Raw genomic sequence first — 16,419 nt, forward strand, 5'->3', positions numbered from 1 at the left:
TGATTCCTTGGATGCTGCGGTTGGAAAAATAAGCGTGAGCCATGAGTATAACTACCAATATATCATTTTTGATAGATATCAACTATTGAAAGTATTGGAACCCGCTATGTTTGCCATCACCTCGCGCGTCGCCTTGCGCCAGGTCAATACGAACGTGTATCACCATCACACGCATGCAGACCGGCGCAGCATGGGTTTGCTTGCAAGCGTGTGTTCGCCCCTCCGACAATCACCGCTTTCAGAACAAGGAAAATAATCATGAAGGGCGACCCCAAAGTCATCGAACACCTGCAGGCGCAGCTCAAGAACGAGCTGACTGCCATCAACCAGTACTTCCTCCACTACCGCATGCTCAAGCACTGGGGCCTGGACAAGCTGGCAAAGAAGGAATACGAGGAATCCATCGGCGAGATGAAGCACGCCGACAAGCTCATGGACCGCATCTTCATGCTCGACGGCCTGCCCAACCTGCAGGACCTGGGCAAGCTGAACATCGGCGAAGACGTGCCCGAGCTGCTGCGTTGCGACCTCGGCGCCGAAACCGGCGCGCAGGCGACCATCAAGGACGGCATCGCGCATTGCGAATCGGTGCGCGACTATGTCTCGCGCGACCTGCTGCAAGAGATCCTGGACGACACCGAGGAGCACATCGACTTCCTCGAGACGCAGATCGACCTGATCGACCGCGTCGGCCTGCAGAACTACCTGCAGTTGCAAGTGGGCGAGCTCGAGTAAGCACAACGCAACGCTGCCACGGCATTGCAAACAAACGGGGCTTCGGCCCCGTTTTTTATTGCTCTTTACTTAACTTCATAGCCACTGAATAGCAGTCATTCTCATTCGCGCGACTACAATTCGCGCTTTCGATGACTGCCCCCGCCCGTTCCGACAACCGCCGCCGCGCCTATTGGCTCAAGACCCTCCACGAGTGGCATTGGGTCAGTTCCGCCATCTGTCTCGTCGGGATGATCCTGTTCAGCGTCACGGGCTTCACGCTCAACCACGCGGGCCAGATCGAGGCCAAGCCGGTGGTCACCACGCACAACGGCACGGTCGACGACGCCTTGCGCGCCCGCCTCGAACAGCAGCTGCCGGCCGCCAAGGCCCAGCAGGGCAAGGCGCCGCTTCCCGCCGAACTGCAAGCTTGGCTGCGCAAGCAATGGGACATCGACACCGCCGGCCGCGAGGCCGAGTGGTCCGACGACGAAATCTACCTCTCGCTCCCCCGCCCCGGCGGCGACGCCTGGCTGCGCCTGAGCCTGCCCGAAGGCGAGGTCGAATACGAACGCACCGACCGCGGCTGGCTCTCCTACTTCAACGACCTGCACAAGGGCCGCAACACCGGCACGGCCTGGAGCTGGTTCATCGACATCTTCGCGGCCGCCACGCTGGTCTTCTCGGTCACCGGGCTGTTCATTCTCAAGATGCACGCAGGCAACCGCCCCTTCACCTGGCCCATGGTGGGCATGGGGCTGGTGGTGCCGGTGCTGCTCGCGTTGCTGTTCATTCACTGACCGGTCCGATCGACGGATCGTCCGGTGCGTTGTCTTTGCTGATTCAGGAAGAAAGAGGTTTTCCCATGCACCTTCGCTACTCGCTCGCGCCGATCGCCATGTCGGCGCTGTTCGCGGCCCCGGCCATCGCTGCCGGCCTGTCGGTCAACATCGAGATTCCCCGGCTCAACGTGTCGGAGTACCACCGCCCCTACGTGGCGACATGGATCGAACGCGCCGACAGCACGATGGCCGGCACGCTGGCCGTCTGGTACGACGTGCGCACCAAGACCAACAACCCCGAAGGCGAAGGCACCAAGTGGCTCAAGGACATGCGCCAGTGGTGGCGCCGCGGCGGCCGTGAGTTGGCAGTGCCCGTCGATGGCGTGACCGGCGCCTCCAAGCCCGCCGGCAAGCACCAGCTGAGCTTCACCGAAGGCACGGGCGCCATGCCCAAGCTCGCGCCCGGCGCCTACAAGCTGGTGGTGGAAGCCGCCCGTGAAGTCGGCGGCCGCGAGGTCGTGACCATCCCGTTCCAGTGGCCCCCCACCGCCGCTGCGCAACCGGTTGCTGCCGGCAAGGAAGAGCTCGGCGAAATCAAGCTCGAACTCAAGCCCTGACTTCCGACCGATCCGCCCCCTCTCTCATTCCAAGGACCACCATGACCCGCTTCACCCTGCGCGCCGCCGGCCTCGCCCTCGCCCTTTCGGCCGTTGCCTCCGTGACCCAGGCGCACAACGCCTGGCTGCTGCCCTCGACCACCGTGCTGTCGAAGGCCGACACCGTGAGCGTCGACGCCGCCGTGTCGAACGACCTGTTCGTTGCCAATCACGCGCCGCTGCGCCTGGACGGCCTGCAGATCACCGCCCCCGACGGCAGCTCGGTCAAGCCGGAATCCGAAGCCAAGCTCAAGCTGCGCAACGTGTTCGACGTGAACGTCGCGCAGCCGGGCACCTACCGCATCGCGGTGGTCAACAACGGCGCGTTCGCCGCCTGGAAGGACAAGGCCACGGGCCAGAACAAGCGCGCCCGCGGCACGGCCGAAACCATCGCCAAGGAAATCCCGGCCGATGCGCAGGACGTGACCATCACCCAATCGGCCGGCCGCATCGAGACCTTCGTGACCGTCGGCAAGCCCTCGGCGCTCAAGCCCATCGGCCAGGGCCTGGAACTGATCTCGGCCGGCAGCCCGACCGACCTGGCCAAGGGCGAGAAGGCCACCTTCACGCTGCACCTGGACGGCAAGCCCGCCAAGGACCTCGAAGTGACCGTGACCGCCGGCAACACCCAGTACCGCGACAAGCTCGACGAGCTCAAGCTCAAGACCGACGACAAGGGCCAGTTCAGCGTGACCTGGCCGGCCGCCGGCATGTACTGGCTCGACGCCAGCACCAAGGACAGCAAGACCACCGTGCCGCAAGCCAAGGAACGCCGCCTGAGCTACGCGGCCACCCTGGAAGTGATGCCCTGACCCTGCGTTTTTCCTTGGGCCTTTCCTTCAGCACCTGGCGCGCGGGCGGCTACGCCAGCGCGGCCGTTCCCCGTCCCGCCGATCCCGCCAGCCTTCAGCAGCTCGGCGGGCAGACGATGGGCACGACCTGGTCGCTGCGCTTCGACAACCCGCGGATGCTGCCGCTCGCGCAAGTGCGCGAGGCGGTCGAGGCGGCGCTCGCGCGTGTGATCGCGCAAATGAGCCACTGGGAGCCAGGCTCCCTCATCAGCCGCTTCAACACCGCACCCGCCGGTTCGCGCCATGCGCTGCCGGCGGAGTTCGCACAGGTGATGCAGTGCGCCCTCGCGTGGGCGCAGGCCAGCGGCGGCGCGATCGATCCGACGGTCGGTGCGCTGGTGGCGCGCTGGGGCTTCGGCCCCGCAGCGTCACAGGACAACGCCCTGCCCTCACGCGACGCGCTGGCCGCGATCCACTCGAACGTCGGCTGGCAACGGCTGACCTTCGATGAGGTCAACCACACGCTGATGCAACCCGGCGGCGTGCAGCTCGACCTGTCGGGCATCGCCAAGGGCTTCGCGGTGGACCATGGCGTCGACGCCCTGCGCGCACTCGGTCTCACCGACCTGCTGTTCGAGATCGGCGGCGAGCTGCGCGGCATCGGCCGGCGGCCCGGCGGTGCACCGTGGCAGGTCCAGGTCGACACCGAGATGCCGACCCCGCAACGCATCCCCCTGGCCGACATGGCCGTCGCCACCTCGGGCGACCGCTGGCATCGGCGCGCCATCGACGGCCGCAGCTGGTCGCACACCATCGATCCGCGCGATGGCGAGCCCGTAGCGCATGCGCTGGCCAGCGTCACCGTGCTGCACCCGCAGTGCATGCAGGCGGACGCGCTCGCCACCGTGCTGACCGTGCTCGGCCCCGACGAGGGCCTGGCCTTCGCGCAGCAGCGCGACATCGCGGCCCTGTTCATCGCCCGCGCCGACGACGGGTCGCTCACCGAGCGAGCCACGCGCGCGTGGCTCGCCCAGGCGGGCGCATGACCGAGACCCTGTGGCGCGCGCTGGCCGCCAGCGCGACGGTCGCGGCCTATGCCGCGCTGTGCCTGCGCATCTACGCACGCCAGCGGCAGCTGCACGCCACGGCCGCCCGCGAAGCCGCGGCGCTGTCGGCCGGTGACGGCGCGCAGGCGTCGCCCACCCTCGTGCTGTTCGCCAGCCAGACCGGCCAGGCGGAAACCATCGCGTGGCAGACCGCGCGACGTCTGCGCGCAGCCGGCACCGCCGTGCGCGTGATGGCCCTCAACGCCCTCGACAGCGCCACGCTGGCCTCGGCCCGCCGCGCCCTCTTCGTGGCCAGCACCTACGGCGAAGGCGATGCGCCCGACGGCGCCAGCGTGTTCGCCGAGCGCGTGATGGGCGCGCCGCTGGCGCTGCCTTCGCTGCGCTACGCCGTGCTGGCGCTCGGCGACCGCCAGTACACCCACTTCTGCGGCTTCGGCCGCGCACTCGACGCGTGGCTCCACACGGCCGGCGCCGTGCGCGACTTCGAACCCATCGAGGTCGACAACAGCGACCCCGCCGCGCTCGCCGATTGGCACGCCCGCTGGGGCGATGCGCCGGAAGGCGACGACGACGCCCCGGCGAGCTTCGCGCCCTGGCGGCTCACGCGGCGCGAACTGCTCAACGCCGGCAGCACGGGCGGCCCAGTCTTCCACCTCGGCCTCACGCCGCAAGCCGGCGCCCTGCCGCACTGGGCATCGGGCGATCTGGCACAGGTCGCCGTCGCAAGCGATCCGACGCGGCCGCGCGACTACTCGATCGCCTCCCTGCCCGCCGACGGCGAACTGCAACTGCTCGTGCGGCAGGAGCAGCACCCCGACGGCTCGATGGGCGCTGCGTCGGGCCTGCTCACCTCGACACTCTCGGTCGGCGACTCCGTCGCACTGCGCCTGCGGCCGCACCGCGGCTTCCGGCTCGAAGGCAACGAGAACCGTCCGCTGATCCTGATCGGCAACGGCACCGGACTGGCCGGCCTGCGCGCCCACCTGCGCGCACGCGCCGCGGCCGGCCGCAAGGACAACTGGCTGGTGTTCGGCGAGCGTCAGTCCGCCCACGACTTCCTCTGCCGCGAAGAAATCGAAGCCTGGCAGGCAGACGACACGCTCGCGCGGCTCGACATGGTGTTCTCGCGCGACCAGGCCGAGCGCTTCTACGTGCAGCACCGCCTGCTGCAGATGGCCGACACGCTGCAGGCCTGGCTGCGCGACGGCGCCGCCGTTTATGTCTGCGGCAGCCTGCAAGGCATGGCATCGGGCGTGGACGCGGCGCTGCGCCAGATCGCCGGCGACGACCTCTGGGCCGAGCTGTCGGCCGACGGGCGCTACCGCCGCGACGTCTACTGAACGGCCCGCGCAGCCTCGTCAGTTGCGCGCCGGCAACGGAGCGGGCGAAACTTTCTGGTTAAAAGCGGCCAGTTGAGCACCTTGGTATTGAGAAGCAATATCATTTGCATCGATTTGCAAAAACCCTTCGCAAATCAGCTCACCCAGCCAGTCTTGCCGCCCTTTTTCTCCCCGAGAGTGCGCCGCCCGGACCCAGCCAGTCGAGCTCTGCCCGCCCGCCCTTTCTGGAGAAAACAACATGGCCTATATCAAGAGCCGCAAACACGCCGTCGCACGCGCCGTTCCTCACCTTTCGGGTGCCGCCGCAGCCACGCTGCTGGCCATCGCAGCCCCCGCCGCCTTTGCCCAGACCGGGCGGGCCCTGCCTGAAGTCCGCGTGCAGGATTCGAGCGCCGCCGACTACAAGACCGACACCTCGGCCAACCCGAAGTTCACGGCCCCGCTGGTGAACACGCCGCAGACGATCCAGGTGATCAAGGAACAGATCATTCGCGAACAAGGCGCGACCACGCTCACCGAAGCGCTGCGCAACACCGCCGGCGTCGGCACCTTCTTCCTGGGCGAAAACGGCAACACGAACACCGGCGACGCCGTCTTCATGCGCGGCTTCGACAGCTCCAGCAGCATCTTCGTGGACGGCATCCGCGACCTGGGCTCGGTCTCGCGCGACATGTTCAACATCGAGCAGGTCGAAGTCGTGAAGGGCCCGTCGGGCACCGACGTGGGCCGCACCTCGCCCACCGGCTACATCAACCTCGTCACCAAGAAGCCGAAGCTCGAAGACAGCTTCCTGGGCTCGCTCGGTTTCGGCAGCGCCGACTACAAGCGCGGCAGCATCGACTGGAACAAGTCGCTCAGCAGCGCCAACGGCATCGGCGCCGCCTTCCGCCTGAATGCGGCGATGGAAGACTCGGGCGTGCCCGGCCGCGACTTCGTCAAGAACAAGCGCACGGCCATTGCACCGTCGATCGCGCTCGGCCTGAATTCGCCCACGCGCTTCTACTTCGACTACCTGCACGTCGACCAGGACAACGTGCCCGATGGCGGCGTGCCGACCATCGGCCTGCCCAGCTACTCGAACCCCGATCCGGTCGCTCTCGGCGCACGTCGCCGCAGCTTCCTGAACTACGCGGCTCCGGTTGATCCGAAGAATTTCTACGGCACCGCCTACGACTTCAACAAGGTGACGGCCGACATGTTCACCGCGCGCGTGGAGCACGACTTCACGCCCGACGTCACGCTGCGCAACACCACCCGCTACGGCAAGACGAAGCAGGACTACATGCTGACGGCGTTCATGCTCGGCGGCCTGGGCACCAACGGCAACCCGCCGCCCTCGGGCAACACCGCGTTCCTCAGCACGCCGATCCCGGGCCTGCCGTCCACCTGGACGACCACGCGCAACCTGCCGACCAACAAGAACCAGGAAAACACGATCTTCGTCAACCAGACGAACGTGACCGCCAAGTTCAACACCGGCAGCCTGAGCCACTCGCTCAGCGCGGGCGTCGAGCTGATCCGTGAAGAGCAGTCGAGCCTGGGCTACTTCAGCCCCGGCGCCACGTTCAACGGCAAGGTCGTGCAGAACGGCGCCTGGCCGGTGGCCAACCTGTACGCGCCGAACCCGTACGTGAACGGCTACAACCGCATGCTCAGCGGCGCCGACAGCAAGGGCGTGACCAACACGGTCGGCCTGTACGCCTTCGACACCATCAAGCTCAACGAGCAATGGCAGATCACCGGCGGCCTGCGCTTCGACCACTACAGCACCTCGTTCCAGAGCGCGACGCTGTCGACCGCAGCGACCAACCCCGGCCTGCCGGTCGGCACGCTGGTGCCCTCGTCGCTCAAGCTCTCCGACAACCTGTTCACCGGCAAGATCGGCGTGGTCTACAAGCCCGCGAAGAACGGCAGCATCTATGCGGCCTACGGCACCTCGGCCCAGCCCCCGGGCGGCGCGAACTTCTCGCTGTCGGCCGCCGGCACGGGCAGCAGCGCGGCGCGCACCGACTTCCTGCCGCAGAAGGCCAAGACCTTCGAAGTGGGCACGAAGTGGGATGTGCTGGACGACAAGCTGTCTCTGACCGGCGCGGTCTATCGCACCGACGTGACCAACGAAGTCGTGCAGGACCCGACCAACACCGCGCTGTACTACCAGAGCGGCAAGAAGCGCGTGCAGGGCATCGAGCTGGGCGTGGCGGGCACCATCACCGAACGCTGGGGCATGAGCGCCGGCTTCACGACGATGGACACCAAGGTGCAAAGCGGCCCCAACGTCACGGCCGACGGCACCAACGTGCTGACCTACACGCCGAAGAACTCGTTCACGGCCTGGACCACCTACCAGTTCCCGTTCGGCCTGACGGTCGGCGGTGGCGCGCGCTACAACGGCAAGCTGCACCGCGGCACCGACGGCGCGGTGGGCACGCCGGCGTACATCGACTCCTACTGGGTGTTCGATGCCATGGCGTCGTACCGCATCAACAAGAACGTCGACATCCAGCTGAACATCGCCAACGTGTTCGACAAGCAGTACGCCGCCGCCATCAACAAGAGCGGCTACCGCTACACGCCGGGCCTCCCTCGCTCGGCCAAGATCACCGCGAACTTCGCGTTCTGATCCCGACGACCGCGTCGCCTCCGTGCCGGCCCCTGCGGCAGGCGCGGTGCGACACTCGAGCCCCGGCCTGCGCCGGGGCTTTTTTCTTGTGGAGTTCACCGAAATGATGCTGCATGTGCCCGACGTGCTGAGCCCGGACCAGGTGCGCGAGATGCGCGCCGCGCTCGATGCCACCCACTGGGTCGACGGCCGCGAAACCGTGGGAGACCAAGGCGCGCAGGTGAAGCGCAACCGCCAGTTGCCGGAGTCTTCGCCGGTCTCGCGCGAACTCGGCGCGACCATCCTGGCGGCACTCTCGCGCCACGCGCTGTTCTTCTCGGCCGCGCTGCCCGCGCGTTTCGTGCCGCCGCTGTTCAACCGCTACGAGGGCGGCGAGCACTACGGCGTGCACGTCGACGGCTCGGTGCGCGCGGTGCCGGGCAGCAGCCAGCAGCTGCGCACCGACCTGTCGTGCACCCTCTTCCTGAGCGATCCGGAGGATTACGACGGCGGCGAGCTGGAAGTGATCGACACCTACGGCTCGCACGAGGTCAAGCTGCCGGCCGGCGACCTGATCCTCTACCCGGCGAGCAGCCTGCACCGCGTGCACCCGGTCACGCGCGGGGCGCGGGTGTGCTCCTTCTTCTGGCTGCAGAGCATGGTGCGCAGCGACGCCCAGCGCGGCATGCTGTTCGAACTCGACCAGACGATCCAGAAACTGCGCGCCCGCCTGGGCGAATGCGAGGAAACCGTGGCGCTCACCGGCCACTATCACAACCTCTTGCGGCTCTGGGCCGAGGTGTAACACCGGCTTGCAAAGTCCGGCGGCATGTCAGTCATAGTGATTGCAAATGCGATGGATTCTTATTTATAATGAGTCACATCCAACAGCCAGCCAACTGCCGCTTTCACCGCCATGATCGTTTGCGTCTGCCGCCGAGTCTCTGACCGTGAAATCGCACGTCATGTGCGCGCGGGCATGACTTTCGACGAAGTCCAGTTCGAACTCGGCGTGGCCACCCAGTGTGGCCAGTGTGAAGGTTGTGCCCGCGACATCGTGGCGCAGTGCAGTGTCTCTCACCCGGTCGCCGCCTTGAACTGCGAATCGGCGCCGAGAGCGATCCAGCTTGCCAACTCCATCAAGGAAAGCAAAGCATGGAACTCGTCTCGGCTCTCGGCGGCAGCCTGATCCTCGTCGCCGGCTCTGTCTGGTGGATTTTTCGCAAGTAGCGTCTCTGTAGCGGTTTTGCTGCAATCGGGGCACGATTTGTAGTGCCCGCATTCGAATGGTTGATCGTGTCTGACCGCTTTGCCCCCCCTCCCTCCTTTCTTGGCCTGTCGCGCACTGTCGTCATTGCCGGCGGCGTGATCCTGTTTCACGGCGCCGCGCTGTGGGCGCTGCAAAGCGGCCTGCTGCGCCGGGCCGCCGAAGTGGTGATTCCCGTCGAGATCCTGAGCCAGTTCGTCGAACCGCCGAAACCCAAGGCCGATCCGCCGCCCCCGCCGCCTCCGCCGCCGCAACCCAAGGTGAGCAAGGCGCCGCCGCCGCCGCGCCCGCAGGCCATCCGCGAACCCAAGCCGACGCCCGCGCCGAACGCGACCTCGGGCACCACCGAGCCGCCGCCCCCGCCTGCGCCCCCGGCACCGCCCGCGCCGCCGGCCCCTCCCGCACCGCCGCCGTCGCCCCCAGCGCCGCCCGCTGTGCAACTGCCGTCGAGCAATGCCGACTACCTGCAGAACCCGAAGGCGGTCTATCCCGCCATGAGCAAGCGGCTCGGCGAGCAGGGCAAGGTGATCGTGCGCGTGCTCGTGGGCGCCGACGGCCTGCCCAAGAGCGCCGAGGTCAAGAAGTCCAGCGGCTTCGACCGCCTCGACGAGGCCGCCGTCGAATACATCATGAAATGCCGGTTCGTGCCCGGCAAGGTCAACGGCGTGGTGCAGGCCATGTCTTACGACGCCCCCGTCAACTACGTCCTGAACTAATTTTTCTCTGGAGCAACTTCGTATGGATTCCCAATTTGGCTTGATGAACGTCTGGAATCAGGGCGACTTCGTCACCAAGGCTGTCGCGGTTCTGTTGATCGGCATGTCCCTCGCATCGTGGATCGTGATCATCGTGAAGGCGCTCGACGTCATCAAATACAAGCGCCTGGCCAAGCACTCACAGGACTTCTGGCACAGCGAAGACTTCGCCACCGCCCTGAACAAGCTGGGCACCGACGACAGCAACCCCTTCCGCGCCCTGGCACTCGAAGGCCGCGAAGCCGCCGCCCACCACCGCAACACCAAGGCGCACCTGCATGACGCGCTCGACGTGAGCGACTGGATCACGCGCGCCCTGCGCAACGGCATCGACGCCTTCACGGCGCGCCTGCAGACCGGCCTGGCCATCCTCGCTTCGGTGGGTTCGACGGCACCCTTCATCGGCCTGTTCGGCACCGTCTGGGGCATCTACCACGCGCTGATGAGCATCGGCTCGGCCGGCCAGGCGACCATCGACAAGGTGGCCGGCCCGATCGGCGAAGCGCTGATCATGACGGCCCTGGGCCTGGCGGTCGCCATTCCCGCCGTGCTGGGCTACAACGCCCTGGTGCGCGGCAACAAGTTCGTGCTGACCAAGCTCAACAGCTTCGCCCACGACCTGCACGCCTACTTCGTGACCGGCGCCCGCGTGCAAAGCGGCAGCGGCGAAGCCGTCGTGGTTCCGCTCAAGAAGGGCTGAGCAGCATCATGGCTTTCGGAACGCAAGACGAACCCGATGAGGTGATGAACGAGATCAACATGACGCCGCTGGTCGACGTCATGCTGGTGCTCCTGATCATCTTCATCATCACCGTGCCGGTCATGAAGCACGCGGTCAACATCGACCTGCCCCGCGCCAGCAGCGAGCCCGAGCAGCCCAAGCCGCAGAACATCCTGTTCAGCGTCACGGCCGACGGCGCCTACTACTGGAACGAACAGAAGATCGACGACAGCGAACTGCCGAACCGCCTGGCCGCCGAAGCCGCCAAGGAACCGCAGCCCGAGCTGCACATCCGCGGCGACAAGGCCGTGCGCTACGAGCGCGTGGCCAAGGCCATGGCCGAGGCACGCGAAGCCGGCGTGCGCAAGATCGGCTTCATCACCGAACCCGACACGAAGTGATCTGAACGGGTGAATGACGGATCGAAAAAAAGTTGATCGCGACGATTGACTTTATATTGAGAATCATTATCATTCACTCATCGCTTCCATAAAGGGAACTCCAGATGCCAGCCACCCCGAATGCCTTTTCCGTCCTGAACCACCCTTCGCTCGACCAATCGGGTGGCGGTCATGCGTCGATCCAGGCAGCGCGTCCGGCGCCGATGGTCGAAAGCACGGAGCTTCTGAAAGGAAGCAAGACCGTGGGCATCATGCACAACGGCTCGCTCTACCGGCTTCAGGCCACCAAACTCGGCAAGCTGATCCTGACCAAGTAGGTCGTTCAGCCCGCCCCTCGCGCAAGTTTCATCGTGGGGCGACTCGAGGAGATTCATCTCCGAAGGGTCGTTTTTTGCTAGCCAACGGTTCGCCGACTAGCCAAGCTTTTTTTCACGCTGAAGCCCCGAAAAAAGAAAACGCCGACCATCAGGTCGGCGTTTTGCTTTGGGCGAATGAAACGGCTTACAGGCCGAGCGCGGCGATGCCGGCCTTGGCGATCTGCGCATCTTCGTTCGACTTCACGCCGCTCACGCCCACAGCGCCGATGACGTGGCCGTCCTTCACGATCGGCACGCCGCCTTCGAGCAGGCCTTCCACCAGGGGCGCCGTCAGGAATGCGGTGCGGCCGCCGTTGATGATGTCTTCATAGACCTTGCTCTCGCGACGGCCCATGGCGGCGGTGTGTGCCTTGGCCGGAGCGATGTGCGAGGACAGCGCGGCGGCGCCGTCCAAGCGCTGCAGCCAGAGCAGGTTGCCGGCGTCGTCGGAGATGGCGATGGTCACGGCCCAGTTGTTCTTCAGGGCCTCGGCTTCCGCTGCAGCGGCGATGGCCTTGACGTCGGCGAGTTCGAGGAATGATTTGGTCTTCATGGATAAGCTCAGGTTGCGTCGAAACCCGACAGCATAACGGCGGGGCGCCACAGCGTCCCGCGGGGGCTTAAGAACAACGGGCATACGGTCTTTGCAAGGCCCCCTCTTGCAGCCCCCTAGAATGCGCCCAACTGCGTGTCATTGCATGCAGCAACCTCAGGAGCTTCGGCCATGAACGACCGTGTGACCACCCTCGACACTTCCACCGGCTACGGCCAGACACTGCCGCAGGCCGAACGCCAGCGCGTGCTGCGCAATACCTACTGGCTGCTGGCGCTGAGCCTGCTGCCCACCGTGCTGGGCGCCTGGATCGGCGTGAGCACCGGCATCACCCGCTCGCTCACCGGCGGACTCGGCCTGATCGTCTTCCTCGGCGGCGCCTTCGGCTTCATGTTCGCGATCGAGAAGACCAAGAACTCGGCCGCCGGCGTGCCGGTGCTGCTGGGCTTCACCTTCTTCATGGGCCTGATGCTGTCGCGCCTGCTCGCGATGGTGCTGGGCTTCAAGAACGGCCCCGAACTGATCATGACGGCCTTCGGCGGCACCGCCGGCGTGTTCTTCGTGATGGCCTCGCTGGCCACGGTCATCAAGCGCGACCTGTCGGGCATGGGCAAGTTCCTGTTCGTCGGCGCCCTGGTGCTGATGCTCGGCGCCGTCATCAACGTCTTCGTGGGCTCGAGCACCGGCATGCTGGTGATCTCGGTGGCAGCCATCGGCATCTTCTCGGCCTACATGCTCTACGACCTGAAGCAGATCATGGACGGCGGCGAGACCAACTACATCAGCGCCACGCTGGCCCTGTACCTGGACATGTTCAATGTGTTCCAGAGCCTGCTGGCCCTGCTGGGCATCTTCGGCGGCGAGCGCGACTGAGCGGCTTGCTCCGACCCCAGGAAAAAAGGCCCCGCGGGGCCTTTTTTCATTCCAGCTCGAAGACCGCGATCGACTCGACGTGCGCCGTGTGCGGGAACATGTTCACCACCCCCGCGAAGGTGCAGCGGTAGCCCGCCTGGTGCACCAGCAGGCCGGCGTCGCGTGCCAGCGTCGACGGGTTGCAGCTCACGTAGACGATGCGCTTGGGCGGCGTCCAGCCACCGGTGCGCAGTTCAGGCTGCTGGTGCAGGTCGGCCATGGCCTTGGCCAGCGCGAAGGCGCCTTCGCGCGGCGGGTCGACCAGCCACTTGTCGGCACTGCCGTCGGCCACCAGCATCTCGGGCGTCATGTCGAACAGGTTGCGCGCCACGAACCGGGTGGCCGACAGCGCACGCCGCTCAGGCGTTGCAGGCTGGTTTCTCTGGAAGTTGTCGGTGGCGCGTGCCACCAGCGTGTCGCTGCCCTCGATGCCGAGCACTTCGCGCGCCTGGCTCGCCAGCGGCAACGTGAAGTTGCCCAGGCCGCAGAACCAGTCGATCACGCGCTCCTCGGGCTGCACGTCGAGCAGGCGCAGCGCCTTGCCGACCAGCGCACGGTTGATGTGCGGGTTGACCTGGGTGAAATCGGTGGGCTTGAACGGCATCGTCACACCGAACGCGGGCAGGCGGTAGGCCAGCGGCGTGCCGCCCTCTTCCAGCAGCTTCACGGTGTCCGGGCCCTTGGCCTGCAGCCACCATTGAACGCCCTCGTTCTCGGCCGCGAACGCCTTGAGCCGCCCGATGTCGGCGCCCGACAGCGGCTCCAGGTGCCGCAGCACCAGGGCGATGGTGCCCAGCGCGGTCGAATCCGGCGCGTCGCCGCAGGCCAGCTCGATCTGCGGGCAGGTGTCACGCGCGTCCATGGAACCGATCAGCGCGCGCAGCGGCATCAGCATGGCGCTGACCTGCTTGGGCAGCACGGGGCAGACCTGCATGTCGGCCAGGTAGCGGCTCTTGCGCTCGTGGAAGCCGATCAGCACCGTGCCCTTCTTGACCACGTGGCGCACCGACAGGCGCGCACGGTAGCGGTAGTGCCAGGCCGGGCCTTCGAGCGGGCGCAGCACGTTCTCGGGCTTGACCTTGCCCAGGTGCCAGAGGTTGTCTTCCAGTGCACGCTGCTTCACCGCCACCTGGGCAGCGGCGTCCAGGTGCTGCATCTTGCAGCCGCCGCACGCGCCCGTGTGCAGGCCGAAGTGCGGGCAACCCGGGCGCACGCGCTGCGAGGATTCGCGGCGGATCTGCGTGACCGTGCCCTGCTCCCAGTTGTTCTTGCGGCGGTGGACGTTGAACTGCACCTCCTCGAAGGGCAATGCGCCTTCGATGAACACGACCATGCCGTCGGACTTGTGGGAGACGCCTTGGGCGTCCAGGTCGAGCGATTCGACCTGGAGCCATTCATCGGCGGGGCTCGCGGGGACTTTCTTTTCTTCGATGGATTCCGTCATCCCCCGATTGTCTCAGCGTGGCCGGGGTGGTCCCGGCGCGACGGGTTACCTTCTTTTCTTCACACCGCTAGAACAGCGCGTCGCGGCCGACGCCGGAGCGCGCCAGCTGCTTGCGCATCTTGGCCAGGGCCTCGTTCTGGATCTGCCGCACGCGCTCGCGTGTCAGGCCCAGCCGCACGCTCAGCACCTCGAGCGTCTCGGGCTCCCGGTCGTGCAGGCCGTAGCGGCCTTCGAGCACCTCGCGCTCCCGCGCGTTAAGGGCCTGCACCCACTGGTCGAGCAGGCGCTCCACCTCGTGCGTGTGGGTCACGCCGGCGGGGTTGCCCTGCTCGTCGTCGGAGGCCACGGTGTCGGCCAGCGTGAAGCCTTCTTCGCCGCGCGCATCGCCTGCATCGAGCGAACGCGGCGCCTCGGCCAGCGCCAGCAGGTCGGCCACCGCCTGCACCTCGCGACCGAGCAGCGCGGCCACGTCCTCGACGCGCACGCCGTCCGGCCGGCTCGCCAGGAACTCCGCGTCGCCCTCGAGCGTGCGGCGCGCCCGCAAGACCTGCTGCAGCTCGCGCACGACATGCACCGGCAGGCGGATCGCCCGCGATTGCGTGATGACGGCGCGCTCGACCGACTGGCGGATCCACCAGGTCGCATACGTGGAGAAGCGAAACCCGCGTTCGGGCTCGAATTTCGTGATGGCATGCATCAGCCCGAGGTTGCCTTCCTCGATGAGGTCGGACAGCGGCATGCCGCGCCCCAGGTAGTTCTTGGCGATGTTGACCACGAGCCGCAGGTTGTGCTCGATCATCGATTGCCGCGCCGCGAAGTCGCCGGCGCGTGCGGCGCAGGCGGTGGTGTATTCCTCGGCCGGGGTGAAGAGTCCGGTGCGGCGGACCTGGCGCAGGTAGATGGTCAGGGCATCGGCGCCTTCGCCGCCCATGACCTCGGTGGCGGTGCCGTGGGGCGGCGCCGATGCTGCTGAGGGAGTCGATGGGTCCGCTGCGGGGTCGTCGGGAAGAGAGTCCGTGCTCAGCGGCTCGTCGCTGCTGTCCTGATGGCCATTGTGGCCACCGTTGTTTCGAGGTGAAGGGCTGCCCTGCCCCGCCAGCCCACGCACGGGCAGTGTGCGAAGAGGGCGGGAGGCAGCCATGGCATCACCGGTTGGGCAGGTAGCGCGACGGGTCGACGGGCTTGCCCTGGCGGCGGATCTCGAAATGCAGCTTCACGCGATCGGCGTCGCTGTTGCCCATCTCGGCGATCTTCTGGCCCTTCTGAACCGACTGGTCTTCCTTCACGAGCAGCGTCTGGTTGTGCGCATACGCCGTGAGGTAGGTGTTGTTGTGCTTCAAGATGATCAGGTTGCCGTAGCCGCGCAGGCCGGCACCGGCGTAGACCACACGGCCGTCGGCCGCGGCCAGCACGGGGTCGCCGGCCTTGCCGCTGATGTCGTAGCCCTTGTTCTTGGCTTCGTCGAAACCGGCGATCAGCGAACCGCTGGCAGGCCAGATCCAGCCCAGGTCGTCGTCACCCGAGCTGCTCGGGCCCGAAGGCGAGGCCGTGACAGGCGGCTTGGTGGTGCCGCTCGCGCCACTGGCCGGCACGGCCGGCGTGACGGAAGCCTGTGGGGCCACCGGCTTGGTGGTCGCCTCGGTGGGCGCAGCAGGCGCCGAGGTGGACGGTGCCGTGGCAACCGCCGTGCTCCCACCGGTCGGTGGAATCACGCGCAACACCTGGCCGACTTCGATCAGGTCGGGGTTGTCGAGGTTGTTCCAGCGCACGATGTCCTGCCAGCGCTGGCCCGTTTCGCTGCCGATGCGGCGGATGGAGTCACCGGGGCGCACGGCGTAGTAGCCGGGCTTGCCGTAGTTCTCGATACCGGGGAGCGGTTTGCCGGACGCGTCGGTCGTGATGGGAGGACCGCCGGGCGTCGTTGCCCCGGGTGCGCGCGTCATGGTGCCCCGGTCTTCGACCGGTGCGGGACCGCGCGGTGCGGAGCAGCCCGCGATCACGAGCACAACAGCCAACGTGATGCCTGCGAACAAACTCCGATTGCCAAAACCCTGCATTTGT

19 protein-coding genes are annotated in these 16,419 nt (G+C 66.7%); 14 read left to right on the top strand and 5 right to left on the bottom strand.

What is annotated here, in order from left to right:
- Positions 1-258: 258 nt before the first annotated feature.
- From bfr to AC1RAA_RS09295, 6 genes are all read left to right on the top strand, one after another.
- Positions 259-735 (top strand): bacterioferritin, encoded by a 477-nt coding sequence (bfr, locus tag AC1RAA_RS09270; protein WP_062473038.1) that lies wholly within the window; start codon positions 259-261, stop codon positions 733-735.
- 131 nt (positions 736-866) lie between these two features.
- Positions 867-1,514, top strand: a complete 648-nt coding sequence (locus tag AC1RAA_RS09275) for a PepSY-associated TM helix domain-containing protein (RefSeq protein WP_062473039.1) — start codon at positions 867-869, stop codon at positions 1,512-1,514.
- Positions 1,515-1,579: 65 nt separating this feature from the next.
- Positions 1,580-2,113, top strand: coding sequence for a DUF2271 domain-containing protein (locus AC1RAA_RS09280; RefSeq protein ID WP_139706084.1), 534 nt, complete (start codon positions 1,580-1,582; stop codon positions 2,111-2,113).
- A gap of 41 nt (positions 2,114-2,154) precedes the next feature.
- Positions 2,155-2,964 (top strand): DUF4198 domain-containing protein, encoded by an 810-nt coding sequence (locus tag AC1RAA_RS09285; protein WP_062473043.1) that lies wholly within the window; start codon positions 2,155-2,157, stop codon positions 2,962-2,964.
- A gap of 14 nt (positions 2,965-2,978) precedes the next feature.
- Complete coding sequence (locus AC1RAA_RS09290; RefSeq protein WP_492732467.1) at positions 2,979-3,989, top strand: FAD:protein FMN transferase; 1,011 nt, start codon at positions 2,979-2,981, stop codon at positions 3,987-3,989.
- On the top strand, positions 3,986-5,350 hold the full coding sequence (locus AC1RAA_RS09295; protein ID WP_492732468.1) for a sulfite reductase subunit alpha: 1,365 nt from the start codon (positions 3,986-3,988) through the stop codon (positions 5,348-5,350). Before AC1RAA_RS09290 ends, AC1RAA_RS09295 begins: the two co-directional genes overlap by 4 nt.
- A gap of 18 nt (positions 5,351-5,368) precedes the next feature.
- Here AC1RAA_RS09295 and AC1RAA_RS09300 read toward each other — a convergent pair whose 3' ends face one another.
- The gene (locus AC1RAA_RS09300) at positions 5,369-5,590 is read right to left on the bottom strand and encodes a hypothetical protein (protein WP_139140281.1); all 222 of its coding nucleotides are present in this window, start codon (positions 5,588-5,590) and stop codon (positions 5,369-5,371) included.
- Here AC1RAA_RS09300 and AC1RAA_RS09305 point away from each other — a divergent pair.
- The 7 genes from AC1RAA_RS09305 (at position 5,589) to hemP (ending at position 11,410) form a co-directional block, all read left to right on the top strand.
- Complete coding sequence (locus tag AC1RAA_RS09305; protein WP_492732470.1) at positions 5,589-7,970, top strand: catecholate siderophore receptor Fiu; 2,382 nt, start codon at positions 5,589-5,591, stop codon at positions 7,968-7,970. The two genes, AC1RAA_RS09300 and AC1RAA_RS09305, sit on opposite strands and share 2 nt — an antisense overlap.
- Before the next feature lie 103 nt (positions 7,971-8,073).
- Positions 8,074-8,754, top strand: a complete 681-nt coding sequence (locus AC1RAA_RS09310; protein ID WP_070059743.1) for a Fe2+-dependent dioxygenase — start codon at positions 8,074-8,076, stop codon at positions 8,752-8,754.
- 111 nt (positions 8,755-8,865) lie between these two features.
- Complete coding sequence (locus tag AC1RAA_RS09315) at positions 8,866-9,138, top strand: (2Fe-2S)-binding protein (protein WP_062473051.1); 273 nt, start codon at positions 8,866-8,868, stop codon at positions 9,136-9,138.
- 104 nt (positions 9,139-9,242) lie between these two features.
- Complete coding sequence (locus AC1RAA_RS09320; protein ID WP_070059744.1) at positions 9,243-9,932, top strand: energy transducer TonB; 690 nt, start codon at positions 9,243-9,245, stop codon at positions 9,930-9,932.
- Positions 9,933-9,954: 22 nt separating this feature from the next.
- Positions 9,955-10,671, top strand: a complete 717-nt coding sequence (locus AC1RAA_RS09325) for a MotA/TolQ/ExbB proton channel family protein (protein ID WP_062479023.1) — start codon at positions 9,955-9,957, stop codon at positions 10,669-10,671.
- A gap of 8 nt (positions 10,672-10,679) precedes the next feature.
- Positions 10,680-11,093, top strand: a complete 414-nt coding sequence (locus tag AC1RAA_RS09330) for an ExbD/TolR family protein (protein ID WP_062479026.1) — start codon at positions 10,680-10,682, stop codon at positions 11,091-11,093.
- 104 nt (positions 11,094-11,197) lie between these two features.
- The gene (gene hemP / locus AC1RAA_RS09335; RefSeq protein WP_062479029.1) at positions 11,198-11,410 is read left to right on the top strand and encodes a hemin uptake protein HemP; all 213 of its coding nucleotides are present in this window, start codon (positions 11,198-11,200) and stop codon (positions 11,408-11,410) included.
- Between the two features lie 184 nt (positions 11,411-11,594).
- On the opposite strand, the gene AC1RAA_RS09340 is transcribed toward hemP, so the two are convergent.
- A complete protein-coding gene (locus tag AC1RAA_RS09340) occupies positions 11,595-12,002 on the bottom strand; it encodes a GlcG/HbpS family heme-binding protein (protein WP_056583078.1) in 408 nt (135 codons plus the stop codon).
- Between the two features lie 171 nt (positions 12,003-12,173).
- Here AC1RAA_RS09340 and AC1RAA_RS09345 point away from each other — a divergent pair, with 171 nt between their 5' ends.
- On the top strand, positions 12,174-12,875 hold the full coding sequence (locus AC1RAA_RS09345) for a Bax inhibitor-1/YccA family protein (protein ID WP_062479032.1): 702 nt from the start codon (positions 12,174-12,176) through the stop codon (positions 12,873-12,875).
- A 46-nt stretch (positions 12,876-12,921) separates the two neighbouring features.
- Here AC1RAA_RS09345 and rlmD read toward each other — a convergent pair whose 3' ends face one another.
- The 3 genes from rlmD to AC1RAA_RS09360 all read right to left on the bottom strand — a co-directional run bounded on the left by rlmD (position 12,922) and on the right by AC1RAA_RS09360 (position 16,415).
- The gene (gene rlmD / locus AC1RAA_RS09350; protein WP_159277556.1) at positions 12,922-14,358 is read right to left on the bottom strand and encodes a 23S rRNA (uracil(1939)-C(5))-methyltransferase RlmD; all 1,437 of its coding nucleotides are present in this window, start codon (positions 14,356-14,358) and stop codon (positions 12,922-12,924) included.
- 67 nt (positions 14,359-14,425) lie between these two features.
- Positions 14,426-15,499: a sigma-70 family RNA polymerase sigma factor gene (locus tag AC1RAA_RS09355; protein ID WP_492732472.1), complete on the bottom strand. Its 1,074-nt coding sequence runs from the start codon at positions 15,497-15,499 to the stop codon at positions 14,426-14,428.
- A 4-nt stretch (positions 15,500-15,503) separates the two neighbouring features.
- Complete coding sequence (locus AC1RAA_RS09360; RefSeq protein ID WP_070059619.1) at positions 15,504-16,415, bottom strand: peptidoglycan DD-metalloendopeptidase family protein; 912 nt, start codon at positions 16,413-16,415, stop codon at positions 15,504-15,506.
- Positions 16,416-16,419 lie beyond the last annotated feature (4 nt).

This window comes from Variovorax sp. GW823-FHT04F07 (assembly GCF_058795995.1).

Coding starts and splice junctions, on each gene's coding strand:
- AC1RAA_RS09355 (WP_492732472.1), bottom strand. CDS start 15,499: ATGGCTGCCTCCCGCCCTCTTCGCACACTGCCCGTGCGTGGGCTGGCG.
- AC1RAA_RS09295 (WP_492732468.1), top strand. CDS start 3,986: ATGACCGAGACCCTGTGGCGCGCGCTGGCCGCCAGCGCGACGGTCGCG.
- AC1RAA_RS09345 (WP_062479032.1), top strand. CDS start 12,174: ATGAACGACCGTGTGACCACCCTCGACACTTCCACCGGCTACGGCCAG.
- AC1RAA_RS09300 (WP_139140281.1), bottom strand. CDS start 5,590: ATGTTGTTTTCTCCAGAAAGGGCGGGCGGGCAGAGCTCGACTGGCTGG.
- AC1RAA_RS09315 (WP_062473051.1), top strand. CDS start 8,866: ATGATCGTTTGCGTCTGCCGCCGAGTCTCTGACCGTGAAATCGCACGT.
- AC1RAA_RS09305 (WP_492732470.1), top strand. CDS start 5,589: ATGGCCTATATCAAGAGCCGCAAACACGCCGTCGCACGCGCCGTTCCT.
- AC1RAA_RS09275 (WP_062473039.1), top strand. CDS start 867: ATGACTGCCCCCGCCCGTTCCGACAACCGCCGCCGCGCCTATTGGCTC.
- AC1RAA_RS09280 (WP_139706084.1), top strand. CDS start 1,580: ATGCACCTTCGCTACTCGCTCGCGCCGATCGCCATGTCGGCGCTGTTC.
- AC1RAA_RS09330 (WP_062479026.1), top strand. CDS start 10,680: ATGGCTTTCGGAACGCAAGACGAACCCGATGAGGTGATGAACGAGATC.
- AC1RAA_RS09360 (WP_070059619.1), bottom strand. CDS start 16,415: ATGCAGGGTTTTGGCAATCGGAGTTTGTTCGCAGGCATCACGTTGGCT.
- hemP (WP_062479029.1), top strand. CDS start 11,198: ATGCCAGCCACCCCGAATGCCTTTTCCGTCCTGAACCACCCTTCGCTC.
- AC1RAA_RS09340 (WP_056583078.1), bottom strand. CDS start 12,002: ATGAAGACCAAATCATTCCTCGAACTCGCCGACGTCAAGGCCATCGCC.
- bfr (WP_062473038.1), top strand. CDS start 259: ATGAAGGGCGACCCCAAAGTCATCGAACACCTGCAGGCGCAGCTCAAG.
- rlmD (WP_159277556.1), bottom strand. CDS start 14,358: ATGACGGAATCCATCGAAGAAAAGAAAGTCCCCGCGAGCCCCGCCGAT.
- AC1RAA_RS09285 (WP_062473043.1), top strand. CDS start 2,155: ATGACCCGCTTCACCCTGCGCGCCGCCGGCCTCGCCCTCGCCCTTTCG.
- AC1RAA_RS09325 (WP_062479023.1), top strand. CDS start 9,955: ATGGATTCCCAATTTGGCTTGATGAACGTCTGGAATCAGGGCGACTTC.
- AC1RAA_RS09310 (WP_070059743.1), top strand. CDS start 8,074: ATGATGCTGCATGTGCCCGACGTGCTGAGCCCGGACCAGGTGCGCGAG.